This is a genomic window from Streptomyces auratus (assembly GCF_050433025.1).
Taxonomy (GTDB): Bacteria; Actinomycetota; Actinomycetes; order Streptomycetales; family Streptomycetaceae; genus Streptomyces; species Streptomyces sioyaensis.
Genome location: NZ_JBNGCB010000001.1, coordinates 2713549 through 2738969, shown reverse-complemented (window position 1 = coordinate 2738969; position 25421 = coordinate 2713549). Strand labels below are relative to the sequence as shown.

The 25421-nt window shown below is 70.2% G+C and carries 18 protein-coding genes; 4 read left to right on the top strand and 14 right to left on the bottom strand.

Translation table 11 applies throughout. From position 1 onward, the window contains the following. Window positions 1-77: 77 nt before the first annotated feature. Window positions 78-1535 carry an MFS transporter gene (locus tag BKA18_RS11805; RefSeq protein ID WP_366043106.1) on the bottom strand — a complete coding sequence of 486 codons (1458 nt, stop codon included), beginning with the start codon at window positions 1533-1535 and terminating at the stop codon, window positions 78-80. Between the two features lie 153 nt (window positions 1536-1688). On the opposite strand from BKA18_RS11805, the gene dusB reads away from it, so the two are divergent. The 4 genes from dusB (at window position 1689) to BKA18_RS11785 (ending at window position 8316) form a co-directional block, all read left to right on the top strand. After that, complete coding sequence (dusB, locus tag BKA18_RS11800; RefSeq protein ID WP_093483130.1) at window positions 1689-2816, top strand: tRNA dihydrouridine synthase DusB; 1128 nt, start codon at window positions 1689-1691, stop codon at window positions 2814-2816. Between the two features lie 194 nt (window positions 2817-3010). Then, the gene (locus BKA18_RS11795; protein WP_366043105.1) at window positions 3011-3583 is read left to right on the top strand and encodes a MarR family winged helix-turn-helix transcriptional regulator; all 573 of its coding nucleotides are present in this window, start codon (window positions 3011-3013) and stop codon (window positions 3581-3583) included. 527 nt (window positions 3584-4110) lie between these two features. Continuing rightward, window positions 4111-6888, top strand: a complete 2778-nt coding sequence (gene ppdK / locus BKA18_RS11790) for a pyruvate, phosphate dikinase (RefSeq protein WP_429638406.1) — start codon at window positions 4111-4113, stop codon at window positions 6886-6888. A gap of 582 nt (window positions 6889-7470) precedes the next feature. Next, window positions 7471-8316 (top strand): ArsR/SmtB family transcription factor, encoded by an 846-nt coding sequence (locus BKA18_RS11785; RefSeq protein ID WP_366043102.1) that lies wholly within the window; start codon window positions 7471-7473, stop codon window positions 8314-8316. Between the two features lie 56 nt (window positions 8317-8372). Here the strand turns inward: BKA18_RS11785 and BKA18_RS11780 are convergent, their stop codons facing one another. The 13 genes from BKA18_RS11780 to BKA18_RS11720 all read right to left on the bottom strand — a co-directional run bounded on the left by BKA18_RS11780 (window position 8373) and on the right by BKA18_RS11720 (window position 25379). After that, window positions 8373-9302: a TauD/TfdA dioxygenase family protein gene (locus tag BKA18_RS11780; RefSeq protein ID WP_366043101.1), complete on the bottom strand. Its 930-nt coding sequence runs from the start codon at window positions 9300-9302 to the stop codon at window positions 8373-8375. A gap of 154 nt (window positions 9303-9456) precedes the next feature. Next, window positions 9457-9597 (bottom strand): hypothetical protein, encoded by a 141-nt coding sequence (locus BKA18_RS11775; protein WP_167551465.1) that lies wholly within the window; start codon window positions 9595-9597, stop codon window positions 9457-9459. A 37-nt stretch (window positions 9598-9634) separates the two neighbouring features. Next, window positions 9635-10471: a carbohydrate ABC transporter permease gene (locus BKA18_RS11770; RefSeq protein WP_366043100.1), complete on the bottom strand. Its 837-nt coding sequence runs from the start codon at window positions 10469-10471 to the stop codon at window positions 9635-9637. Window positions 10472-10499: 28 nt separating this feature from the next. Next, window positions 10500-11447: a carbohydrate ABC transporter permease gene (locus tag BKA18_RS11765; RefSeq protein ID WP_051007021.1), complete on the bottom strand. Its 948-nt coding sequence runs from the start codon at window positions 11445-11447 to the stop codon at window positions 10500-10502. Between the two features lie 59 nt (window positions 11448-11506). Continuing rightward, complete coding sequence (locus BKA18_RS11760) at window positions 11507-12763, bottom strand: ABC transporter substrate-binding protein (RefSeq protein WP_366043099.1); 1257 nt, start codon at window positions 12761-12763, stop codon at window positions 11507-11509. A 264-nt stretch (window positions 12764-13027) separates the two neighbouring features. Next, the gene (locus BKA18_RS11755) at window positions 13028-13237 is read right to left on the bottom strand and encodes a hypothetical protein (protein ID WP_366043098.1); all 210 of its coding nucleotides are present in this window, start codon (window positions 13235-13237) and stop codon (window positions 13028-13030) included. A gap of 325 nt (window positions 13238-13562) precedes the next feature. Next, entirely contained in the window at window positions 13563-15011 is a 1449-nt protein-coding gene (locus tag BKA18_RS11750; protein WP_366043097.1) for an NACHT domain-containing protein, read from the bottom strand. Between the two features lie 368 nt (window positions 15012-15379). After that, complete coding sequence (locus BKA18_RS11745) at window positions 15380-15700, bottom strand: hypothetical protein (RefSeq protein ID WP_006605748.1); 321 nt, start codon at window positions 15698-15700, stop codon at window positions 15380-15382. 103 nt (window positions 15701-15803) lie between these two features. Further along, window positions 15804-16154 (bottom strand): toxin-antitoxin system YwqK family antitoxin, encoded by a 351-nt coding sequence (locus tag BKA18_RS11740; RefSeq protein WP_366043096.1) that lies wholly within the window; start codon window positions 16152-16154, stop codon window positions 15804-15806. A 2-nt stretch (window positions 16155-16156) separates the two neighbouring features. Beyond that, window positions 16157-23356 (bottom strand): toxin glutamine deamidase domain-containing protein, encoded by a 7200-nt coding sequence (locus BKA18_RS11735; protein WP_366043467.1) that lies wholly within the window; start codon window positions 23354-23356, stop codon window positions 16157-16159. Between the two features lie 107 nt (window positions 23357-23463). After that, complete coding sequence (locus tag BKA18_RS11730) at window positions 23464-23928, bottom strand: hypothetical protein (protein ID WP_429638403.1); 465 nt, start codon at window positions 23926-23928, stop codon at window positions 23464-23466. A 138-nt stretch (window positions 23929-24066) separates the two neighbouring features. Continuing rightward, window positions 24067-24450: a hypothetical protein gene (locus BKA18_RS11725; protein WP_366043094.1), complete on the bottom strand. Its 384-nt coding sequence runs from the start codon at window positions 24448-24450 to the stop codon at window positions 24067-24069. A 128-nt stretch (window positions 24451-24578) separates the two neighbouring features. Further along, window positions 24579-25379 (bottom strand): maleylpyruvate isomerase family mycothiol-dependent enzyme, encoded by an 801-nt coding sequence (locus tag BKA18_RS11720; protein ID WP_366043092.1) that lies wholly within the window; start codon window positions 25377-25379, stop codon window positions 24579-24581. Window positions 25380-25421 lie beyond the last annotated feature (42 nt).

Genomic DNA, 25421 nt, shown 5'->3' with positions numbered 1-25421 from the left:
CCGTGAGGGAGCGCGGGGCGGCGGGCGTCGTACGGGAGAAGCGGGCGCCGTAGGGGAGAAGAGAGAGCCGGGCCCGTCTACGGCCGCGCGCCCGTCGCCCCCGGCCGCCGTGTCCCGTCGTCGTCGAACAGCGCCGCCGTGCGGCGGGCCGTCTCCTGCGCCCACCGCCCCGTCGTCACCGCGCCCAGCAGTAGAACGGCCGCGCCGCAGCCGGCGATGATCCACCAGGCCGGGCGGGCGGCCGCGAGGAAGGCGCCCGTGGTGGCGGTGGCATGCGCCCCGCTCGCCAGTACGGCGCCGATCACCGCGACCCCGAGCGACTGCCCGACCTGCCTGCTGGTGGAGGCGACGGCGGCGGCCACGCCGGCCTGGGCGCGCGGCATACCGGACACCGCGGTGTTCGTGATCGGCGCGTTGACCAGGCCGAATCCGATGCCGAACAGGACATAGCCGGTGAACATCAGTGCATTGGCCGACTGGGCGTCGAAGGCCGCGAAGAGCACCCCGCTGGCCCCCATCGCCGTACCTGCGCACAGCAGCGGCGGCCGTGGCCCGCGGCTGCCCACCAGCCGGCCCGACACCGGTGCGAAGATCAGCGTCATCCCGGCCATGGGGAGCATGTAGAGCCCGGCGTCCAAGGCGGACAGCCCGCGGATGTTCTGCAGATACAGCGTGTTGATGAAGAGGAAGCCGGCGAGCGCGGCGAAGGCGCTGACCGCCACGACGGTGGCCCCGCTGAACGGCGCGCTGTGGAAGAACCGCAGATCGATGAGGGGTTCGTCGCGGCGCCGCTCGTACCCGATCAGACCGGCCAGGGATCCCAGTGCCACCATCACGAACACCAGGATCTGCGGGGACGTCCAGCCGGCGTTCGGGGCCTCGATGATCGCGTACGTCAGCGAGCCGAGCAGCGTGATCACCAGCAACTGGCCGACCGGGTCGACCCGGCGCGGCCTGGGGGCGCGCGACTCGGGGACGTAGCGCAGGGTCAGGAAGAGCGCGAGCGCCCCGATCGGGACGTTGATCCAGAAGATCGAGCGCCAGCCGATGCTCTGCACCAGCAGCCCCCCGAGCACCGGCCCGGCCGCCATGCTGATGCCGACGACCCCGCCCCACACCCCGATGGCGCGGGCCCGCTCCCGCGGCTCGGTGAAGGTGTTGGTGATGATCGACATCGCGACGGGGTTGAGCATCGAGCCGCCGACCGCCTGCACCATCCGGAACACCACCAGCCACCCCAGGCCGGGCGCCAGACTGCACAGCAGCGAGCCGAGCGCGAAGACGACCAGCCCGACCACGAAGACCCGGCGCCGGCCCAGCCGGTCGGCCGTGGAGCCGGCCAGCATCAGCAGCGACGCCATGACCAGGGTGTACGCGTCGATCGTCCACTGCATACCGGAGACCGAGGCATGCAGATCATGCTGGATGGACGGCAGGGCGACATTCAGGATGGTGGCGTCGAGGCTGACGATCAGCAGGCTCATACAGCAGATCGCCAGCACCAGAAGTCGCCGTCGACGGCCGAGCTCAGACATTCTTGAACGCTACAACCATCCCGGTCGGCCGGGCCCGGCGGGGCCACTCGCGAGGTGCGGGACAATGGGAGATCGCAGCGGCCGCCCGCCCGTCAGGCCGCGGCCCGCCCGCCCCGCCAACGGAAGCCGAAGAAAGCCGAAGGTATCGCCGTCATGACTCTCCTGCAGATCGGTCCGCACGCGGTGCAGCCGCCCGTGGTCCTCGCGCCCATGGCCGGGATCACGAATGCCCCGTTCCGGACGCTGTGCCGGGAGTTCAGCGCCGGCAAGGGGCTGTTCGTCAGCGAGATGATCACGACGCGGGCGCTGGTCGAGCGCAATGAGAAGACCATGCAGCTGATCCACTTCGACGAGACGGAGAAGCCGCGCTCGATCCAGCTGTACGGCGTCGACCCGGACACCGTCGGCAAGGCCGCCCGCATGATCGCGGAGGAGGACCTCGCCGACCACATCGATCTGAACTTCGGCTGCCCGGTTCCGAAGGTGACCCGCAAGGGTGGCGGCTCCGCGCTGCCGTACAAGCGGAATCTGCTGCGCTCGATCCTGCGCGAGGCGGTGGCGAACGCGGGCGCGCTGCCGGTGACGATGAAGATGCGCAAGGGCATCGACGACGATCACCTCACCTACCTGGACGCCGGGCGGATCGCGGTCGAGGAGGGCATCACGGCGATCGCCCTGCACGGCCGGACGGCCTCCCAGCACTACGGCGGCACCGCCGACTGGGACGCCATCGCACGCCTCAAGGAGCACGTCCCGGAGATCCCGGTGCTCGGCAACGGCGACATCTGGTCGGCCGACGACGCGCAGCGGATGATGCGCGAGACCGGCTGCGACGGGGTGGTCGTGGGCCGCGGCTGCCTGGGACGGCCCTGGCTGTTCGGCGATCTGGTGGCAGCCTTCGAGGGCACGGGCACCTATGCCCAGCCCACCCTCAAGGAGGTCGCGGCGGTGATGCTGCGCCATGCCACGCTGCTCGGCGAGTGGATCGGCGACGAGACGCGCGGCGTGATCGACTTCCGGAAGCACGTCGCCTGGTACACCAAGGGCTTCTCGATCGGCTCCGAGATGCGCCGCAGCCTCGCGGTGACCTCCTCCCTCGACGAGCTGGACGCCCTGCTGTCGGAGCTGGACCTCGACCAGCCGTGGCCGCTGGGCGCGGACGGCCCGCGCGGCCGTACGTCGGGCCGCAACCGCGTCGTCCTGCCGGACGGCTGGCTGGACGACCCGTACGACTGCGCGGGCGTGGACGCGGACGCCGAGCTGGACACGTCGGGCGGCTGACCGGCTGACCTCGCTTCACGGCGCCGTCGGGGTCGTACAGCGCGTGTCGCGGTACGGAACGCGGGCGGACCGGCGGAACCGCGCTAGCGTTTGGCTCCGTACGGGATTCCGCCGCGGACGTCCCCACCCACGGCCGCGGCCGACGCCCGGCACGGCAGCGTGCGGAGCGCGGACGAACCGAGGGAGAAGCTGTGGTGAGCGGGCACCGTTCCCCTGCGGACACGGAGAAGGCGGTCCAGGCCAAACTCGGCGAGACCCCGCTCCACCACGAGCAGATGGCCGCGGTCGCGAACCTCTACCGCGCCGCGGCCGCCGTACGACAGCACTTCGAGAACTCCGTCCTGCGCGACGCCGAGCTGACCTGGACCGCCTTCGTCGTGTTGTGGGTGGTCTGGACCGGGGGCGAGCGGGAGACCCGCCGGGTCGCCGAGGAGGCCGGCATCTCCAAGGGCACGCTCACCGGCGTGGCCCGCACCCTGCAAAGCCGTGGCCTGCTGGAACGCAAGGTCCACCCGGCCGACGGGCGGCTCGCCCTGCTCGCGCCGACGCCCGAGGGGGAGCGGCTGATGGCCCGGATCCTCCCGGAGTTCAACGCCGAAGAGGTCTTCGTCACCGAGGCGTTGAGCGACGACGAGGCCCTGGACCTGGCGGATCTGCTGCGCCGGGTCGTCGTACAGGTCGAGACCCGCGGCGCCGAGCGGCGCCTGGAACTACTGGACGGCGCACAGCCCCGGCCCCGGCGCAGCGGTCGGCGCGCCAAGAGGTAGGGCGGGTCTTTACGGCGAGCGGCCGGCCGAACGGGGCTTTGAGCTCGACGAATTGCCCGTCGTGCCGGCGGGCGGTATACGAACCCGGACGCCGAGGTGGAGTTCCCGGCGGCCGAGAACTCTGGCCTGATGTTGACGCTCGGTGCCCCGTGGTCGGTGGCGCGGAGGAACGCCTGGATGCGGGATTCCTTGATCACGTAGCCGCGGTGGGTCCAAATGATGGAACCTGGTCACACATGAGCGCGTGATTCTCGCCACCCCTGATAGGGGGCGCGCTCAGATGAGCGCCGAGCGAGGGGTTCCATCTCTCCAATGGTGGCACCCGGTGCCACGGCTAGTCCGTTCGAGTGATGAACTCAATCGTCGCAATGAGTAGCACAGATCCGGGAGATCGCAACGGATTGGAATGATGCATTCAGGTAGTGAAGATGCCGCCAAACGCATGATCACTTTCGATCTGCTGGCGGACGACTGGTTACACGGGTATGTCGACCAAGTGGACGTACCCAGACGCCTTCGATCTGGGTATGTTCCTCGCCGTCAGGGCAGCCCGTCGGCGAGGAGTCAGTGCCGTGCCGGAAACACAAGATCCCCACGTATCCCAGCCTTCCTCCGCGAAGTTCGTGTACGACTTCACCGAGGGCAACAAGGACCTCAAGGACCTCTTGGGTGGCAAGGGAGCGAACCTTGCCGAGATGACCAACCTGGGACTTCCCGTCCCTCCCGGCTTCATCATCACCACCGAAGCCTGCAAGGTCTACCTCGACAGCGGCAGCGAGCCCGCGGCACTGCGTGCCGAGGTCTCCGAGCACCTTGAGGCCCTTGAGCAGAAGATGGGCAAGAAGCTCGGTCAGGCCGACGACCCGCTGCTGGTATCGGTCCGTTCCGGGGCGAAGTTCTCCATGCCCGGCATGATGGACACCGTCCTCAACATCGGCCTCTCCGATGCATCGGTTTCCGGCCTCGCCGCGCAGGCCGGTGACGAGCGCTTCGCGTGGGACTCCTACCGCCGCCTCATCCAGATGTTCGGCAAGACCGTGCTGGGCGTCGACGGTGAGCTCTTCGAGGAGGCGCTGGAGGAGGCCAAGCAGGCCAAGGGCGTCCGTGTCGACATCGACCTCGACGCCAAGGACCTCCAGGGCCTGGTCGCGCACTTCAAGGACATCGTCTCCAAGCAGACCGGCCGCGACTTCCCGCAGGAGCCCCGCGAGCAGATGGACCTCGCGGTGCGCGCGGTCTTCGACTCGTGGAACACCGACCGTGCCAAGCTCTACCGCCGCCAGGAGCGCATCCCCGGCGACCTCGGCACGGCCGTCAACGTCTGCTCCATGGTCTTCGGCAACCTCGGTCCCGACTCCGGCACCGGTGTCGCCTTCACCCGCGACCCCGCCAGCGGCCAGCAGGGCGTCTACGGCGACTACCTGCAGAACGCGCAGGGCGAGGACGTCGTCGCCGGTATCCGCAACACGGTCCCGCTCGCGGACCTGGAGCAGATCGACAAGGCGTCGTACGACGAGCTGATGCAGATCATGGAGACGCTCGAAACGCACTACAAGGACCTGTGCGACATCGAGTTCACCATCGAGCGCGGCAAGCTGTGGATGCTGCAGACCCGGGTCGGCAAGCGCACCGCCGGTGCCGCCTTCCGGATCGCCACCCAGCTCGTCGACCAGGGCCTGATCGACGAGGCCGAGGCCCTCCAGCGGGTCAACGGCGCGCAGCTCGCGCAGCTGATGTTCCCCCGCTTCGACCTGGGCGCGAAGTCCGAGATGATCGGCCGCGGCATCGCCGCCTCCCCGGGCGCGGCGGTCGGCAAGGCCGTCTTCGACTCGTACACCGCCGTCAAGTGGTCGCGTTCCGGTGAGAAGGTCATCCTGATCCGCCGGGAGACCAACCCCGACGACCTCAACGGCATGATCGCCGCCGAGGGCATCCTCACCTCCCGCGGCGGCAAGACCTCGCACGCCGCCGTCGTCGCCCGCGGCATGGGCAAGACCTGTGTCTGCGGCGCCGAGGAGCTGGAGGTCGACACCAAGGCCCGCCGGATGACGACCAACGGGACCGTCATCGAGGAGGGCGACGTCGTCTCCATCGACGGCTCCACCGGCAAGGTCTACGCCGGCGAGGTGCCGGTCGTGCCGTCCCCGGTCGTGGAGTACTTCGAGGGCCGGATGCACGCCGGCGCCGACGACGCCGACGAGCTGGTCAAGGCCGTCCACCGGATCATGGCGTACGCGGACCGGGTGCGCCGGCTGCGCGTACGGGCCAACGCCGACAACGCCGAGGACGCCGCCCGCGCCCGCCGGTTCGGCGCCCAGGGCATCGGCCTGTGCCGCACCGAGCACATGTTCCTCGGTGAGCGCCGCGAGATGGTCGAGCGCCTCATCCTGGCCGACACCGAGACCGACCGGGACGCCGCGCTCAGCGAGCTGCTGCCGCTGCAGAAGGCCGACTTCATCGAGCTGTTCGAGTCGATGGACGGACTGCCGGTGACCGTCCGGCTGCTGGACCCGCCGCTGCACGAGTTCCTGCCCGACATCACCGAGCTGTCGGTCCGGGTCGCGCTCGCCGAGGCCCGCAAGGACGCCAACGAGAACGACCTGCGCCTCCTCCAGGCCGTGCACAAGCTGCACGAATCGAACCCGATGCTGGGTCTGCGCGGCGTACGCCTGGGCCTGGTCATCCCCGGTCTGTTCGCGATGCAGGTGCGGGCGATCGCCGAGGCGGCCGCCGAGCGCAAGAACGCCAAGGGCGACCCGCGCGCGGAGGTCATGATTCCGCTGGTCGGCACCGTCCAGGAGCTGGAGATCGTCCGCGAGGAGGCCGAGCTGGTCATCGCCGAGGTCGAGAAGGCCCACGGCGTCGACCTCAAGCTCACCCTCGGCACGATGATCGAGCTGCCCCGCGCCGCCCTCACGGCCGGTCAGATCGCCGAGTCGGCCGACTTCTTCTCCTTCGGGACGAACGACCTCACGCAGACCGTCTGGGGCTTCTCCCGCGACGACGTCGAGGCGAGCTTCTTCACCGCGTACCTGGAGAAGGGCATCTTCGGCGTCAGCCCGTTCGAGACCATCGACAAGGACGGCGTGGGCTCGCTGGTCCGCAACGCCGCCGCGGCCGGCCGGGCCACCCGCCCGGACCTCAAGCTCGGCGTCTGCGGTGAGCACGGCGGTGACCCGGAGTCGGTGCACTTCTTCCACGAGGCCGGCCTGGACTACGTCTCCTGCTCGCCGTTCCGTATCCCGGTCGCACGGCTGGAGGCGGGCCGCGCGGCCGCCGAGTCGAAGGGCAGCGACAGCCGCTGACCCGAACGGTCACCGTGGGCGGTGCGCCCGCGGTGGCCGGAAATGACCACCGGAGCCGTGGGCGGGGCACCCAACCCTCAGCCGCCCGGCCGGCGGCTCCGGAACCCAACGAGGGCGGCACCTGTGCGGAGGTGCCGCCCTCGCTTTTCTCCGGACTCCCCCCTCGGGAGCTGCCGTCACCCCGGTCGGCGCGGGGTGCGGCCTTCAACGGGGCTGCCGAGCGGCCGGTTCCTTGCCCATCACCCCCCACGGGATCGAGCAATCCGGTCCGTCCGTGCCGCCGTCGAATTGAGTACAAGCATTCCTGCCGCTGCCCGGTGGCGCGAGCACTTTCAAGTCTGGCCAAAAGGGCATGGTAACGGCGCGTGTTGGCGTGCATACTCAGGCGTGCCGGGGGCCGACTGAGAAACCAGAGGTGGGGGTTCGGTGTTACGCGTCCATTTCAGTGGACTCGATCTGGCCCGTGTGCGCATTGCGGCACGCCCGGACGCACTGTGGGAGACCGTCTTAAGCTTTCATCGGCTACGTGACAGACGGGACGATTCGGCGTTCGGCAAATGGCGATCGGAAACACGGGGAAAGTTGAATGGCGAAGCGCGGCTGCTGGCACCGCTGGTGCCCACGCGCGGCTATTTTCCGGATTTCCTGACGCCCGCCGAAGGGCTGCTCGGCATGACCGACGCGCTCGCCGCACTGCGCGAGACGCCGGCCGGCCGGCTGCGTGAGGAACTGACCCGGCTCGCCGCGGCCTCCCGCCCGTTCCCTTCGTGGATACGGGAGATGGCCGAGGGCGACACCCGGGTCCTCGGCCGGCTCGCCGGGATTCTCCAGCGCTATTACGAGGCGGCCGTCGCCCCGTACTGGCCGCGCGTCCAGGGCCGAATAGAGGCCGACCGGGCCGCCCGGGGCCGGGCGCTGCTCGACGGCGGCGCGGACCGGCTGCTCGCCTCGTTGCCGGCGATGATGCGCTGGCGCTCGCCCGTCCTGGAGTGCGACTATCCGGTGGACCGCGATCTCCATCTCAACGGCCGGGGGCTGTTGTTGCTGCCGTCGTACTTCTGCCGGCGCACCCCCGTCACCTTCCACAACCCCGAGCTGACGCCGGTCCTGGTCTACCCCGTGGAGCACCCGGCGCCGCGGCTCACCCCTCAGGTGCCGCCCGAGCGCTCCCTGGGCCGGCTGGTCGGCCAGACCCGCTCCGCGATCCTCCAGCGCATCGGCGTCGGCTGCACCACCAGCGAACTCGCCCGCCGGGCCGATGTCTCGCTGGCCTCCGCCAGCCAGCACGCGACCGTGCTGCGCGACGCCGGTCTGCTGCTCACGCTGCGGCAGGGCAACGCCGTGCTGCACACCCTCACCCCGCTGGGCGCGGCCCTGTTGCGCGGCGCGCGTTCGGTGGAGGAGGCGGCGTACGAGCGGTTGAGGTGAGGCGGGCGGGGCGGCCGTGACGCGGGCGTCGCGCGCGGCAGGTGTGCCGGGCCCGCTCACCGGGGGCGGTCGCCCGCGATGGCGACCCGTTCGGCGACCCGGCGGTGCGTCCCGTAGTCGTTGACCGCGTAGTGCTGGGTGGCGCGGTTGTCCCAGAACGCGACGTCGCCGGCCTGCCAGCGCCACCGCACCTGGAACTCCGGCACCTGCGCCTGCTGGAACAACAGCCGCAACAGCCGGTCGCTCGCCGCCTCCTCCAGGCCGGTGATCCGGGTGGTGAAGGACGCATTGACGAACAGCATGCGCCGCCCGGTCTCCGGGTGCCGGCGCACCACCGGATGCTCCACGGGAGGGAACTGTGCCTGGAATGGCGCGAGTTGCGCCGGGGAGGAGAAGCGTGCGAAGCCCGGGAGATAGTCGTGCACCGCCCGTGCGCCGTCGATGCGCGCCCTGATTTGCCCGGGCAAATTGTCGTATGCCGCCGCCATATCGGCCCACAGGGTGTCCCCGCCCGAGGGCGGGACCTCGCGCAGCTGCAACACCGCGCCCATGGCCGGACGTTCCCGGAACGTCACATCCGTGTGCCATACGTTCTCGAAGGTCGGGGCGCCGCCGGCCGCCTTGTCGAACCGGACGACATCCTTCGAATCGCCCTGCGCCAGCAACGGATTGCTCTCCAACTCCCCCCAATTACTTGCGAATTCACGCTGTTCCCCGGAGCTCAGGTGCTGACCCCGGAAGAACAGCACCTTCCACTCCAGCAGCGCCCGGTTCAGCTCCGCGTGCAGCGCCCCGGACAGCGGCCGCGACAGGTCCAGTCCACGGATTTCGGCCCCGATGGTGGCTGCCTGCGGTACGACCTCGAACCGTTCGTACGGCCGCTCCGCCCAGCCGTCAGGCGTACGACGCAGGATGCGCCGCCCTTCGTACAGGCCGTCGGCGGGGATGCGGTGGGGGCGCAGGACGGGCAGGGGTGTGGTCGTCAACGGGTCCTCCTGGGAGGGGAGAAGGGGAAGGGAGGGGAGGTACGGGGAGGCCATGGGCCCTCGGTGCGGGGAGCGGGTGGGCCGGGCGCCGGCCCTCAGGGCCGCGCGGCGGGCCGGCGGGCTCGGGCCGTCAGACGCTCAGGCCGTCAGACGCTCAGGCCGTACGGAAACAACAGACCGGGGGAGACCCCACCCGGCCGCGGCGGCGCAGGAAGCTCATACCGCGGGGCGCGCACTCGCCGTGGGGGCCGCGGAACTGCGGCTCCACCTCACGGACGTCCGACTGCGTGCTCATGCCACGCACCGTACCCCATACGCCGGCCGCCGACGCCTCAGTCGTCGATCCCGCTGCGCTCCACCCCCGCGACGATGTACCGCTGGAGCAGCAGGAACACCACCACCAACGGGGCGATGGAGACCGCCGCGGCCACGAACAGCTCATGCAGATTGAGGTTCTGCGCGGTGGTGAACGTGGACAGCGCGACCTGCACCGTCCAGGCCTCCTGGTCCTGCCCGATCACCAGCGGCCACAGGAAGGCGTTCCACGCGCCGATGAAGACGATGGTGCCGACGGCGGCGAACACCGGGCGGGCGTTGGGGACCACGATGCGCCAGTACGTCCGCCAGTAACCGAGCCCGTCGACCCGCGCCGCATCCTCCAGCTCCTTGGGGAAGCCGAGGAAGTACTGCCGGAAGATGAAGCAGGCGAAGGCGCTGAACAGCGTCGGGATGACCAGCCCGCGCAGCGTCGAGAGCCAGCCGAGCGTCGACACCAGCACAAAGCTCGGTACGAACGTGACGGCCGCCGGGACCATCAGCGTCCCCAGGATCGCGTAGAAGACGGCATTGGCGTGCCGGTAGGGGATCCGGGCCAGGCCGTATCCCGCGAGCGAGGCCGGCAGCACCGTGCCGACGGTCGTCGACACCGCGATCAGCGTGGAGTTGAGCAGCGCCCGCCCCAGGGGGAGGTTCGGGTCCCGGAAGACCTCGGTGAGGTTGGACCACTGCAGGGCGTGCGGCAGGAACGTCCAGCCGGGCGCCGTGATGTCCCGCTCCGTGGCCAGACCGTTGCGCACCAGGAGGTAGAAGGGGATGAGGAACAGCAGCGCGAGGGCGATCAGGACGACCACCCGCAGCGCGCTCCCGGCCCTGGTCAGCGCGTCATGCATGGGTACTCCACGAGTGCTCCACGGGTGCTCACTCCTCCTTGCGGCCGAGGCCGAACCAGCGGGCCTGCACCACCGTCGCCACCGCGATGATCAGCGCCAGAATCACCGCACCCGCGCTGCCCAGCCCGAGATTCTGATCCCGGCCGAGCGCCGTGTAGTAGAGGTAGACCAACGGCGGCCGCGCATACGGCGGATAGCCGCGCGCATCGCTCAGCAGGTTGTAGAACTCGTCGAACGCCTGGAACGCATTGATCACCAACAGCAGCACCACCGCCACGGAGGTGGCGCGCAACTGCGGGAAGGTGATGTGCCGGAAGGTCTGCCAGCCGGGCCGCGCCCCGTCCACCGCCGCCGCCTCGTAGAGCTGCGGTGCGATCCGCTGCAGCCCGGCCAGGAACAGGATCATGTAGAACCCCGCCTGCAACCAGAGCCGTACGGTCACGATGACCAGCCAGTACCAGGGCGGATCGGTGGTCGACAGCCAGGCGGTCTGGTCCGCGCCGAACCACCCCAGCACGGTGTTGGCCAGCCCGAACCGCACCCCGTTGAAGAGCGACAGCTTCCAGATCACCGCCGCGACGACATACGAGCAGGCCGTCGGCAGGAAGAACACCGACCGGAAGAACGCCTGGGCGAAGCGCAGCCGATTGACCATCAGCGCCAGCGCCAGCGAGAGCGCGTAGGTGGCCGGCACGATGAACGCCGTGAACAGCGCGAACGTCCCCAGGCTGCCGAGAAAGGCGTCGTCGCTCAGCATCGCCGTGTAGTTGCCCAGCCCGACGAAGTCCGCGCCGGACGGGCTGACCGTGTTGTGCGCGTCGAAGAAGCTGAGGTAGACGCTCCACACCAACGGCACGTAGGTGAACAGCCCCAGCCCGAGGGCGAACGGCCCGACGAAGGCCCAGAACCACAGATTCCGCCGCTGGGGGCCGAGCAGCCGGGCACCGAACGAGGGGCGCGGGACGGCCGGTGTCACGGCGGCCGCGGGGCGCTGCGTGGTGGTGACCGCCGCCGCCACCCCTTCGGTCCCCTCCGTCACCTCTTCCCGACCCGCTGAAGCTCGGCATTGACCTTGCGCACCACGCTCTTCAGCTCGCTCTCCGGGTGGGCGCCGCCCTTGATGATCCGGCTCAGCGCGTCCTGGTAGGCCGTACGGTCCGCCGTCGTCCACAACAGCGGCTCGGCATGGCCGTGATCGGTCGCGAACCGCACCGCGTCCGCCGCCGGGCCCTCCCGCAGCTGGGCGGCCTTCCTGGCCAGCGAGATCCGGGCCGGGATGTGGAAGCCGTACGACAGCGCGAAGTCCTGCTGGAAGTCGGTGCGGTCCACCCACAGCCACTTCGCGAAGGCCTTGGCCTCCTTGACGTGGATGCTGCGCGCACTCACCGCGGAGGCGTAGGCGCCCACCGGAACGGACGGTTCCCCGCCGCTGCCGTCCTTCGGGAACGGCAGCACCCCGAAGTCGTCCCCCAGCGCCTTCTCGATCTGCGGCAGCGCCCACAGCCCGGACCACTGCATCGCGGTCAGCCCCTGGAGGAACGCCGCCGGATCGGACCAGTCCGTGGGCGCCCCCAGCAGCAACGACTTGTCCGCGTACAACTGCCGGATCTTCCCCAGCACCCGGGCCGCCGCCGGATCGTCGAACCCGGCCCTGCCGTCCGCATCGATCAGGCTCAGCCCCGCGGCGAACAACGGCGTCCCGCCGAGCACCCCGACGCCGCCGTCATTGCCCAGGAACAGCCCCTTGGTCTGCTTGCCGCTGAGCTTCCTCGCCCCGTCCACCAGCTCATCGAGCGTCTGCGGCGGCCGGACCCCGGCCTCCTTCAGCAGGCTCTTGCGGTAGTAGAGCAGCTGCATGTCGACGGCCTGCGGGATGCCCCAGACCTTGTCCCGCCAGATCTTCGGAGCAAGCACGGCCTGGTGGAAGTCGTCCTTCACCGGCTCGACCTCGGCGGTCAGATCGACCACCTGTCCGCTCCGGATCTGGTCCAGCAGCGGCCCGTTGACCTCGAACACATCCGGCCCCGAGCTGGTGAGCAGCGCGGCCGCGGTCTGCCGGTCGTAGTCGCCCGGCCGCCACTGCACCCGCACCTCGGCCTTCTTGTACGCGGCGGCATACCGCTGCACGGCCTGCTGGGTGCCCGGCTCCCCGTACTGGTGGTACCACTGGCTGATCCCCGGCCCCGAACCGCCGCCCCGCCCGGTGTGGGACCCGCAGGCCGTCGCCACCGCCGAGGCCAGGGCGACGCCACCGCCGGCCGCCAGCAGTCGCCGTCTGTCCAACTCCGTCATGGCACGTCGCCCCCTGCGCTCGTAACCTTCCGGTGATCACCGATCACCGACGGTGCGATCGTCCACTCTGCCGCACGGGCGTGCCGGGCGCATTGCATCCGGACGAATCCGGCGCCGGAGCCGGCCGAGTGGTGAGCGGGGCCTGAGCCGCCCGAGTGGTGAGAGGGGCCTGAGCCGCCCGAGTGGCCCCCGGTCTTCCGGCGGCGGGCCGTGGGCTCTCTCGTCGCTACGCACCCGGCGGGGGCGACGGTGCCGCAGCGCGGCTCACGCCGGTCGGTGCCCCGTGCGCCGGGTCGGGCCCGCCTTTCGCTCGTCGGCCGGGTCGGCTCCGGACCGGCCCGGAGAACCGGCAGGGGCGTTCTCGCCCTCGTCCTCGTCTTCGGGCCTCTCGTACGGCTCGCCGCCCGGGTACGCGGGTTCCATGAACACCGACGTGTAGTCGGGCTTGGCAGGGCGGGGCAGGGGCGGATTCATGCGGTCTCCGGTCTCGTGGCTGCACACAGCAGGGTGGTGGTGGGGGAACGTCGTCGGCGCTGCCGTCCGCCCCGGCCGGTTCCTGCGCCGGTCGGCGCGGGACGGCCGCCGGGCACGGAAGCGCCGAAGTCGGCTGCGACGCGAAGCACTTGGCGGTTGCCGCGACGAGGTCCGGACCGCGCCGAACAGCGTCCGCTGTCGAACGGCATCCGCACGCGTCACGACCTGCGGGAAGTATCCCCCACGCTGACAGTAGCTGGTTCTGGGACGGGATGAATTCCCGCCGGTCCGGCCGGCTGTAACGGGGTGCGGGGCGCAGCCCGCCTCAGGGTTTGAGGGCCTGCCGGTACAGCACGTCGCGCTCTCGCGGCGTCATGCCGTCGGCCCGCTGCGAGAGGTGGTCCTGGAAGGTCTTGTGGATGAAGGCCACACCGTCTCCCGAGCGTCGCAGGAGGGCGCGTTCACACGCGAAGTGCACGAAGTCCTTGCGCAGGTAGGGGAAGAGGGCGGCGAACCGGACCAGACGGATGGCGGCTCTGTAGAGCAGGCGGGACGGTGACGTGGAGGAGAGGAGCCTCAACTGCGCGATCTGGAACTTCACGGACATCAGTCTGATCCGGCGGCCGCTGTGCAATTGCTCCAGCACCTCGGGCGAGGCCTGGAGCATGATCCGCAACGGGTCGCTCGGGTAGATGACCGTGACCTGGTACCTGCGCATTTCCCTGGCCATGAGAAGCAGGCGGCTCGCCACCTGGTCGACGCTGAAACGCGGTGGTTTGGGGTCGCCGCGCAGCGTGCGGTCCCGGGTGACCATACGGGTCAGGAAGGCGTCGTAGACCAGACCGCGCCGCTCCTCCAGGGTGCCGGCGCTGCGGACCGCGCTCTCGTCCACCCCGGAGTAGGCGAGCACGGCGACCCCGAGCATGAGGGGAGTGGTGAGCAGCTCGGCGAGGTCGGGGTCGGCCGCGGCCGCCGCGCGTAATCCCTGCACCCGATTTCCCGCCGCATGCAGAAAGGCCTGCACGGCGGCGACCGGCAGCGGCTGCACCGTGACGGCGCCGTTCACGGTGAGCCGCTGTGACAGGAGCTGGTAGTCGATAAGGCGACACGAGACGGCGAGGGCGCAATGCGGATATCCGTCGGCGGAAATGAAGGCGTTGATCCGGGAGATGCATTCCTCTTGCCGTTCCAGGTCCACCTCGTCCAGGCCGTCAAGAATGAAGCAGATTTTCCCCTGCGCCAGCAGAGCGCGGGTGACGCCGGCGGATGTCCGGTAGCGGTGCTGGAGTTCGGAGATCAGCCAGTCGTCCAGCGGTCCGCCGCGCCAGTTGGTCAGGAGCAGGAACACCGGGACGGGCGCGTCGGCATCGGCGCGGGCCTCTTCGATAAGAGCGGCCGTCAGTTCCAGCAGATGCACCGTCTTGCCGGCGCCCGGCGCGCCGAGTACCAGCAGTTGCTGGCCGTGCCGCTCGAACATGGTCCGCAGGGCGGTCCCGGCGGGCAGCGGCGTGCCGGCCGCGGTGGTGAGCTCGCCCGACCCCCAGGGGTCATGGACGGCGGACGGAAAGTCCCGCAGCCCGACTTCGAGGCGGACGGCGTCGTTCCAGCGGAATTCCAGGTCATTCGTCCAGGTGTGGTGCACCCGATGCACCAGCGCCTTACGCCCCCGCTGCAATTGCCCGGCATCCGCCTCCGCATCGTCCCAGGAGTCCGCCAGCCGCGCTCGGAGGTGGCGGATGTAGAGGGCCGCCCCCGCCACGATCAGGGTCCCCACACATGCTGCCGCCACTCGCCGCGGACTTTCCCCCACCACGGACTTCAGTACGTCCGGAAACAGCCCCGCCGCCGTCTCCGAGCAGAGGTAAAGAACGAAGGCGACGAGCAATCCCCCGGCGCCCCAGGCCAGATGCCGGTGCCCCGGCCGCCGTCCAGGTTTCCCCATCATGCCCCCACAGTGCTCACCGTCGGCGCACGACACTAGCAACGCGCGTACGGCCAACTCGCGCTATTCAAAACAGAGTTCGCCGGCATTTTCTGTACGTTCCAGGCGTGGGGGACGCGGGGCGGGCCCCGGCCGCCGGTGTGCCTTCAGTCCACCCTCGTCCGGGGGCGCTCGGCATGCGGGGGGGGCGGGTCCCGGGTTCAGGAACTCAGGCGCTGCTGCCGGTAGAGCGCGATGGCCGCTTCGGTGGGGAAGTTGGGGACGGTGACGGTTTCCCCGGTGTCCTTGGACACCACGATCTTCGCCCCACCCGGCGGTGCCGGCAGCGGATTTCCCGCCGCGTCGGTGTCCGTGACCCGAGGGAAGGTGGCGTACACCAGGTAGCCGATGTCGAACTCGTGGACGTGCAGGGGTGCGGGCGAGCCGTCCGGCAGCTTGGGCTGGGCGTAGCGGCTGCGGACGATGGCGAGCGCTTGCTCAGGGGTGCTCGGAGGTGGCGTGGGGACGTCGTCCTGGGGCATAACACTCTCTCCTGATCCATGCAGATTCTCGCGCGGGAACTCGCTCACCGGATGGCGGGAACGGTCATCACGGCGCGAATGGTCATCACGACGCGAACGGTCATCACGACGCGAACGACTTGTCCTCCGTCAGATTTCCGTCCTTGTCCCATCGCCGGCGATGAGTTCGCCTGCCCTGCGGGCTGAAGACCGAGTGCTCGGCCAGCTGGCCATTGGGGTGCCACTTGCGCCAGTCTCCGACAGCCAGCCCGAAGGTGGCCTGACCTTCGTTCTTCTTCGTGCCGTCGGAATACCACTCCGCCTGTGGCCCAGAGGGGACGCCCTCGACGTAGGAAATTTCTGCGATCACTCGGCCGGTGTTGTCCCGGTGGACGACTTCGCCTGTGAAGAGTTCATCTTCGTAGTGGACGCGCATATCGTCGTCCAGGTAAGAGTCTTCGTAATCGATGCGCATTTTTAATCCGTTACGGGAGGTATCTGGTTTGACTCGTCCTGGCGCCGGTAATCCCCGATCGAGTACACCTGGCGACCGCCGTAGCTCGGTACGTCCCTGAGCATTCCGTTGCAGTTCGGGCAGGCTGGCGCTGATTGGCCGGGCAGGTGAATGATGTTCCCCTTGTTCTTCCCCTTCCCTCGCTTGTCTTCGATCCATCGCGGGTCGAATCGCATGTCATTCAGTGTCTCACGGCTCAGCGGGGGCGGGGTCGAGTCATCCCCGTGGGCGTCGCGCCATTCCTTCTCCAACTGACGCTGACGGGCCCACAGCAGCTCGTTCACGGCCTTTACCTCGGCGTGCCGCAGCGGATCGTCGAAGTAGGCGCGCCCGGTAAAGATCATCTCCGAGTTCGGGATCACCTTACCGTTTTCGTCGCGCTCTGCGGTGCCGTCCGCTGCGAGCCTGTTGCCCATCCGGATTTCATTCTCCGACGCCATGATCGGATGCATCCAGTTGGCCATGCCCAGGTAATTGTCCCGCAGTAGCGGATGCAGGTTCTCCAGGTCGATGACGTCCGTCAGCGCACCGTTGAGGCCCTCGGTGATCATTCCTGTGCGTCGGTCGATCGCCAGGGCCGAACAGGGCCCCTCAAGCGGCGTCCGCATTTCGGCATGCCTGATTGCCCGCGCCTCGGAAAGTTCCTGCAGGTAATCCTTGACGGATTTCCCGTCGATGCTGGTGATCAGGCCATCACTGTCGACCTGCACGCGGTCCGTGTCGTCCAGATCGATCTGCTCGACCAATCCACCACGACTCTTGTCGTCCACCCCGGAGTCCAGGTCATGGGTGTCAGGCGTGTCGCCGGGGTCGATCGCATCCGGCATATGGGGCGGATCGTCGACGGGGACATCACTTGCCGACGGCGCCTTGTAGCGCTCGGCGGGGTCATCACTTGCTTCGTGCTCGTTGTCGTCGCCGTCGTTGTGCTCGACCGAGGGCTCCGGCTCTCCGGCCGGGTCGGCGGGGGCCTTGGGTTCCGTCTGCTCCGTCGCCTCGTGCGCGGCATCGTGGTGGTCGCCGGCGGGGGAGGACGGGGCCTCCGGACGGGGGTGAGGGGCGCTGTCCGAGGCCGGGGTGTCCGAGGCCGAGGCCGGGGTGTCGGTGGGCGCGGATTGGTTGCGGGTGGTTTGGTCAGGTGTGGTCGGGTGCTGCTGGTTCGGCTCCCGGCCGTTCGGCTCCCGGTCGTTCGAGTCCCGGTCGTGCGGCTCCCGGTCGTCCGACTCCTCCGTGTGGGAGTCCTGTTCAGGCGCGTGACCGTCGGGTGATGCCACCGGGGGCTTGCCGTAGAGCCATGGGTTCTGGTCGCGGCGGAGCGCATCGGCGAGGTGGTGGGAGACGTCCGCACCACGGTTTTCGGGTGTGCTCTCGCGTCCGCCCGTAGTGGTGGGAGCCTGCTGCTGATCGGTGGTCGGGTGCTCGGGAGGCGTCGCCACCTGGTCGGCAGGCGGGTTGGCCGGATCACCGGACGTGTGGTCGGAGGCATCCGACGGGGTGTCCGCGGGGTCGCCGGCAGAGCCGTCAGCCGTCTCTTCGGGTTGTGGGTCTGGGGTGTGGTCGGGCTTGTTCTCGGGCTGTGGGTCTGCGGTGTGCTCCGGCTTGCTGTCGGGCTGCTCGGAGGGAGTGCTGTCCGGCTGTGCCACCACATGATCGGCGTGGAGCGGCTGGCGGTTGGCGTCGAGGGGGATGTGCCAGACGTGCTCTGCCTGGGAGATGTGGATCGGGTCGTGGCTGACCTGTCCGGTCTGGGTGTCGATCCAGATGACCTTGCCGTGGTAGTTGACGGCGTTGAAGGCATGGCCGCCGCCGTTGTCGGGCCAGTCGACCTGGACGATCGCTGCTGCGCCGTGACCGGCCTGTTGCAGGTCATGAGCGATGCGGGCCGGGGTGTTGGGGTCGTTGCCCGCCCCGGCGTAGGTGTGGGTGGCGCCGCTCCAGCGGATCTGGTTCTCGTTTGCGTCGTTCTCCGGAGACCAGGTGTCCGGGTTTCCGTGTTCGTCGGTGTCGGGCGTACGGGGAGCGGAGACCTGTGGATTTCCGTACCAGGTCTCCAGGAAGGAACGGGAGCAGTCGGCGCAGTTGTTGCTGCGTCCGGGGACGGTGTTGCCGCCGTCGTTCTGCAGCTGACCCCAGGGATCGAAGGGGTTGGCGAACTGCTGTGGCGTGCCGTCGGGGTTGCGCGGGTGTGCGTTCTCCAACAGTTCCTGGTCGTCGGGGTGCGGAGGGAGGAGGCCGCCGGTGTCCTGGTCGAGGTCGTTTCGGATCGCGCCGAGGCTGTTGGCGTCCTGCTGTTTGTTCTGCGGGGTTGCCGCGCCTTCCTCCCCGGCGGACGGCTCGTTCTGGGAAGGCAGGTTGGGGGGCGGCTGCGGCGGGTGGTGGGGCTGGGGCTGAGGGTTGGGGTTCGGTTGCTGGGGTGCTTGCTGCTGGGGGGCTTGCTGTTGTTGGGGTACTGCCTGTTGCTGGGGCGGCTGCTGGGCGTGGGGTGCCTGCTGTTGCGGGCTCGGCTGCGGCTGCGCCTGCTGTTGCGGGCTCGGCTGTTGCGGCTGGGGCTGCGGCTGCGGCTGGGGCGTGGGCTGGGGCTGTTGGGTGTACGGGTTTTGCTGCTGGTGGGGCTGGGGGAACGGGCCGGGCTGCTGCTGCGGAGTCTGTTGCTGCGGCTGCTGGGTGTAGGGGGTTTGCTGCTGCGGCTGTTGTTGTGGTTGCGGCTGTTGCTGGGGCTGGGTGTACGGGTTCGGCTGGGACTGCTGCTGGGTGTAGGGACCCGGCTGTTGCTGGTGGGGCGGGGCGTAGGGGCCCGGCTGCGGTGACTGCGCGTACGGCCCTGGCTGCTGGTGCGGTTGCTGCGCGTACGGGTTCTGCTGCTGGTGGGGTTGCTGATGCGGCCCGGGCTGCTGCTGGGCGTATGGGTTCTGCTGCGGGTGGGGCTGCTGCGGCGCCTGCTGGTGAGGTTGCTGCTGGGCGTGCTGTTGTGCCTGCTGCGGGTGCTGCTGGTACGGCGAGGGCTGTTGCGGGTGCTGCTGGTACGGCGAGGGCTGTTGCGGGTGCTGCTGGTTGTACGGGCTCGGCTGCTGCTGGTGGGGCTGTTGGTACGGCCCTGGCTGCTGCTGGTGTTGAGCCTGCTGTGGGTGCTGCTGCTGGTACGGCGAGGGCTGCTGCGGCGCCTGCTGGTACGGCTGCTGCTGGTGGGGAGCCTGTTGGTACGGCGTGGGTTGCTGCGGGGGTTGCTGCTGGTGCGGGGTGGGCTGGGGCTGCTGGTGGGGTGCCTGCTGGTACTGCGGGTGTTGTTGCTGCTGGGCGTACGGGTTTTGCTGCTGCTGTTGCTGGGCGTGCTGCGTCTGCGGGTTCTGCTGCTGGTGCTGCTGGTTCTGCGGGTGTTGCTGGGGCTGGGCCTGGGGGACGTAGGGCTGGCGGTTGGCGTCGAGGGTGAGGTGCCAGACGTCTACGCCCTGGGTGTGGATGGGCTGGTCGCTGACCTGGCCGGACTGTGCGTCGACCCAGACCACCTTGCCGTTGTGGTTGACGGCGTTGAAGGCGTGGGAAGAGCCGTCCTTCCACGCCACGACGATGATGGCTCCGGCGCCGGGCCCGGCGTTGTGCAGGTCCTGGGCGACGCGGGCGTAGCCCTCGGCCGTGTTCCCGGAGTGGCGCAAGGGCGTGTTGGCCCAGCGGTTGATGTTGTGGATTCCGCCGCGCTCGCCCGTACGGCGGTCGAGGCTGCCGTCGGGGTTGGTGTCCCAGGTGCGCGGGGCGGACACCTGCGGATTGCCGAACCAGGTCTCCAGGAAGGAACGGCTGCAGTCGACGCAGTTGTTGGAGCGGCCGGGGATGACGAGGCCGCCGTCGTTCTGGAGCTGCGCCCAGGGCTGGAAGGGGTCCGGGTGACGGACCGGGGTGCCGTCGGGGTGGCGAGGTACGGCGTCGGCCAGTAGTTGCTGGTCGATGGCGCGGGCCGGAAGCAGGCCCTGGGGGCCGCCCTGGAGATCGTTGCGGATCTGGTGGAGGGAGTGCGGTGCGTCGGCCGGGAGCCCGTTGGACTGCTGCTGAGGAACGTGTGGCGGCGGAGCCTGCTGGTGCTGGGCCTGCTGAGGGTGCTGCTGGTTCTGGGGCTGCTGGTGCACCGGCTGCTGCTGCGCGTACGGCTGCGGGGTCTGCTGCTGCGGCTGCTGATTGTGGGGTTGCTGCGGCGTCTGCTGCGGAGCCTGCTGCGGTGGTGTGTACGGCGTCTGGGCCTGCTGTTGGGGCGGCTGCGCATACGGGTTCTGCGGTGCCGGTTGCTGCGCGTACGGGTTCTGTGGTGCCGGCTGCTGCGCGTACGGCTGCTGCTGGTAATTCGGGTGCTGGGGCTGCTGGTTGGGGTGTGGCTGGTAACCGGGGTCGGCAGGGTGCGGCGGCGCGTCCTGGTGCGGTGCCGAGGCCTGGTCGGTCGTGGTGGCGTCGTTGCGCGGGCGGGAGGCGTCCGGCCCCGACGGGTCGGGGTGGGGGCCGTCCGGGTGAGTCCCGTCAGGGCGTGCGCCGTCGGGCCGGGTGCCGTCCGGGTGCGTCCCTTGGGGGTCGGTGCCGTCGTTCCGGGAGCCGTCGGGGCGTGCGCCGTCGGGCCGGGCCCCGTCCGGGTGCGTCCCCTCGGGGCCGGTGCCGTCAGGCCGGGAGCCGTCGGGACGGGCGTCGTTGGGGCGGGGGCCGTCGAGGCGTGGGTTGTGCGGTGGGCGTTCGGGGGTGGGGTGCTGGGTGTGGTCGTGGACGATCTGGGAGCCGTCGGGGCGGCGGTTGGTGCCGGGAGGTGTGGTGGGGGTGTCCCGGCGGGGGCCGTCGAGGCGTGGGTTGTAGGGCCGGGGCGTCTCTTCTCGGCGGGGGCCGTCGAGACGCGGGTTGTAGGCGGGGCGCTCGGGGCGGGGCCGGTCGGTGGCGTCCTGGATGGCCTGGGAGCCGTCCGGACGGCGGTTGCCGCCGGGGCCCGTTTGGGGGCTGTTGGACGGAGTGCCGCCGCGGGGCGGGGCGGAGGGGGCGGGGCCGCCCTGGGGCGGGATCGCGCCCATCATCGGGCCGTTGGCCTGGGGGGAGTTGGGCTGGGCCTGGTGCGGGGCGGGCGGGGTGCTGGTCCCGGCGTCGGCGGTGTGCGGGGTGGGCGGGGGAGCGGTGAGGGTGTCGGCGGACTGGGTGGTGACCGTGGTGTCGTCGGTGCCGTCGACGGTGGGCATGGGGTCGCCGGGGGCCGGGTCCCGCTGCTGGATGGGCTGGCCGGTCGACGGGGTGTGCTGGATGGGGGCGCCCTGGGGCGCCGGGCCGACGTGCGGCATCGACGGGCGGCCGCCGCCGGCGGAGTTGTCCCCGTTGCCGGCGCCGGTGTGGGTCCCGTCGCCGCCCGAGTGGTGGGAGTCGCCGTTGTACGAGGGCGGATTGCCGGCCACCGGGTCGGGGGTCGGCGATGGCGATGGCGATGGCGACGGTGACTCGGGAGTGTCCGGGCGGGCGCCGTCCGGAGAGTGGTCCGGTGCGGGTTGGGTGCTGATCGGGTCCGGGGCGGGGGCGGGGCGCGCTCCGTCCGGGGTGTTGTCGTGCGCCGGCTGGGTGCTGATGCCGTCCGGGGCCGGGCGTGCGGAGTCCGGGGTGGTGTCCCGTGCGGGCTGGGTGCTGGCCGGGTCGGAGTCCGGGCGGGCGCCGTCGGGGGTGTGGTCGGGCGTGGGGTGGGTGCTGACCTGGTCGGAGTCGGGGCGTGCCGGGTCCGGGCGTGCCGAGTCCGGGGTGTGGTCGGGCGTCGGCTGGGTGCTGGTCGAGTCCCCGTCCGGGCGTGCGGCGTCCGGGGTGTTGTCGGGGGTGAGATGGGGGCCGGCTGCGCCCGAGTCCGGGCGGGAGGTATCCGGGGCGGAGCCCGAGTCCGGGGTGGTGCCCGAGTCAGGGGTGTGGGATCCCCCGTAGGGGCTGTCGTTGCCGCCCTGGAAGCCCTCGTCGAAGGGGGAGCGCTGCGCCGGGGGCGGCAGGGGCTGTGCGTCGGGGACGCGGTGCGCCGGGTCCGAGCCGCGGGAGGTGCTGTCGGAGGAGGACGGGTCGTGGCCCGCGCCTCCGCCGTTGTCCGTTCCGCCCGCCGCTCCGCTGTGGTCCGACGCCCGGGGGCTGTGGGTGGTGGAACCGCTGCCGCCGTCCGAGCCGCTGCTGGAGTCGTTGGAGGTACGGGAGGAACCGCCGCCGTCCGAGCCGCTCCCGGAACCGCCGTCGGAACCAGCCCCACTACCGGACCCGCTGTCGGCCCCACTACCGGACCCCGATCCGCCGCCGTCCCCGCTGCGCGACCCGTCGCCAGACCCGCTGTCCGACCCGCTGGAGCCGCCGCCGTCCCCGCCGTCCCCGCTGTCGCTGCTGGAGCCGCTGCGTCCGGAACCGCTGGACTCGCTGTCGCCGCCGTCCCCGCCGCTGTCCCCGTGTTCGCCGCCGCGGCCGGCCGCGTGGTCGAGTCCGCCGCGGGCGCGGTGGCCCGCGCGGTGGCCGGCGCCGTCGCGGAGGCTCTCGCCGAGGGACTCGCCGGTGTTCTTGATGGCGTCGGTGGCGGCGCTCTGGCCTTCCTTGAGGGTCCGGCCGACGTTGTAGCCGTTCTGGGCGCCGAAGTTCTGGTTGACGGTCTGGGCGATGAGGTCGGAGGCCATGGCCTCCAGTGCGGAGATCACCGGTTCCTTGGCGGCCTCCATGATCGCGTCAAGGACCTGCTTGGCCACTTCCTTGAGGATCTTGCGGACCATTTCACGGGTGGCCAAGGTGGCGGCCGCACCGCCGATTTCGGAGAGGCCCAGGGTGAAGGGAGCCGCCGCCTGTGCCGCGATGATTTCGGCGGCCAGAATCGCCAATTGGACGATCACGGCGATTTTCATGCCGATGACCAGCGCGGCGGCGGCCTCGAAGGTGAAGGCGAGGACCTCGGCCGCCTCCCGGGCGTCGTGCAGATACCCCGAGCTGCCCGAGAACTTCTCCCAGGCCTTGCTGAAGCCCTCGATGGCATCGCCGGAGTTCTCCCCGAGGACATTGCTCGCGTAGGTGTTGCCGCGGGACTGGTGTCCCTCGACCTCGGCCGCGAACTGCCGCCAGACCTGGGCGCATTCGATGAGTTTGTCTTCATCTGCGGTCGGCCAGTTGAAGCCGAGCATCTCCAGGACCCACTCAAGAGGATCCGGCAGCATGACAGACACGATGGAGCTCCCCCGTGAAAAACGTGCAATGAGGCGTGCGGCAGACGCAGGTGGTGCGAGAAGGCAGCCGGGTCAGAATCCGGAACCGGTCGGCGGTCTCAGTGCTGGACGGGCCGGAAGGAAACCTGGACGTTGGGGTCGACCGTGGGGTCCCGCCACGCCTGCTCGTTCTCGACGTGCTGCTTCATCAGCGAGTTGTTGAAGTCCTCGTTCTCCGCATGGTTCCGGGACATCGACGTCAGCGCCTTGCCGATTTCCTGGAGCTTCGAGGAGAGGTGGCCCATCGACTCGTTCATGCCGTCACGCACGCCCTCGTAGACGACACCGAACTTCTCGCCGAGGTCGTCATCCCCCCACGGCGGGGCGCCGTCCTTGCTGTCGAACGTCGTCAGGCCGCTCATGAACTGCTGGCCGAACGACTTCTCCGGCGGCGCCGCCTCCTGCCCGTTGCTGGGCGGGCCCGCCCCCAGCGCATGCAGACCGTCCATCAGCCGCGCGACCGAGGAATAGAAATCCTCGCCAAGCTTGACGAAGTTCGTCCCCTCGGCCTTGAGGCTCTCCACATCCGTCTGGAAACCACCGGCACCTGCCACAACGTCCCCCGAGTTCGTAATGGTTGGCTCATGAGTTCTTCAAGCCAAAGTTTAGCGGGCGTTCCTGGCGCCCTGCCAGGAGTCCCCCGACGGGCAAATCCACCGGATTCAGGCGCCTTTCGGGCGGTAAGAGCGGTGAAAGAGCTCCACGGCCGTCTCCGGGGGGAAGTTGGGCAGGAAGGACACCTCGCCGTCGGACTTGGACACGACGACGTTGCTTCCTCCGGGCTCCGCGGGAGGGGCGGTGGGGTCCGCGGGCGGCGGCCAGCCCGCATGGATCAGGTAGCCGACGTCGAATTCATGGACGAACAGCTCGGCGGGCCCGCCGGGTGAGCCGACCTCGGGGAAGTACTGCCGGCCGATCGCCAGCGCCTCGTCCGCGTGCGTCGGGACGGGCTGCGGGGTGCCGTCGCTGCCCCCGGCATGCGGCGGGATGGGGGGAGGCGTGGGGGGCAGGCCGGGGTGGCGCTCCGTACGGTCGGATTCGGCCATGGTGAGGGTCTCCCGTGGGGGCTGATCGTGTCGCCGGTGGTCAACGATACGTACGCCGCAGTGACCTGAATGGTTCGCCCGGTGCAGGCAATCGTTCGCCCTGTGCAGGCAACCCGTCCGGCACGCGCTCAGCCGAACAGCACCCGCGCCAGCCAGAACTCCAGCAGCTCCGCATCGCCGGTGACCTCGAAGGTGGCGCGGTCGGCGGGGATGCGGCCGTAGATGAGGAGCAGGAGGTCGGTGAGGGGGCCGTGGACGGAGACGGCGGCGGGCTCCTGGGCGCGGCGCCAGGCGAGGGTGTCGCCGGTGAGGTCGACCAGCCAGTCCGCGGCCGCGTCCGGCGGGGTGTCCGTGGCGTGGAAGTGGAGGGTGCGGCCGGGGCCGAGGAGTGCGCGCCGGTCGGGGTGGAAGTCGAACATCTCGGGCAGCGAGCCCAGTGCCATCCACTCGTCCAGGGCGTCGAGGGCCACCGGCTGTCCGACCGTGAAGTCCGCACCGAGGGCGAGGGTGGCATCGGCACGGTGGATGACCGTCTCGTGGGTCATCCGGCGGGCGAAGAAACGCGGGTTTCCGGAGGGGAGCGGGGTCCAGAGCCGGCTGTCCGGGTTCGTGGCGCGCAGGGTTGCGGCGAGGAGTTCGGCGCCTTCAATGAGCCAGTCGGCGACTTCGGCCGCGGACTGGGTGGTGTCGCGGGGCAGGACGCGCAGGGCCGTGTCGGGCGGGGGCCGGTCTGCGCGGGTGCGGACGATCTCCTCGACCCAGCGGTGGGCCTCGCCGAGGTGATGGAGCAGCTGGGAGAGGTTCCAGTCCGGGCAGGACGGCACCGTTGCCGTGAGGTCGGCGCCCTCCTCCCGGAGACAGGACGCGAGCAGGCCGGTCTGCGTGCCGATCTCGGCGCAATGACCGTCGTACGCCATGGTCGAGTTCATGACCCCACGGTAGGGCGAGGCACTGACAATTCGGCGTCACCG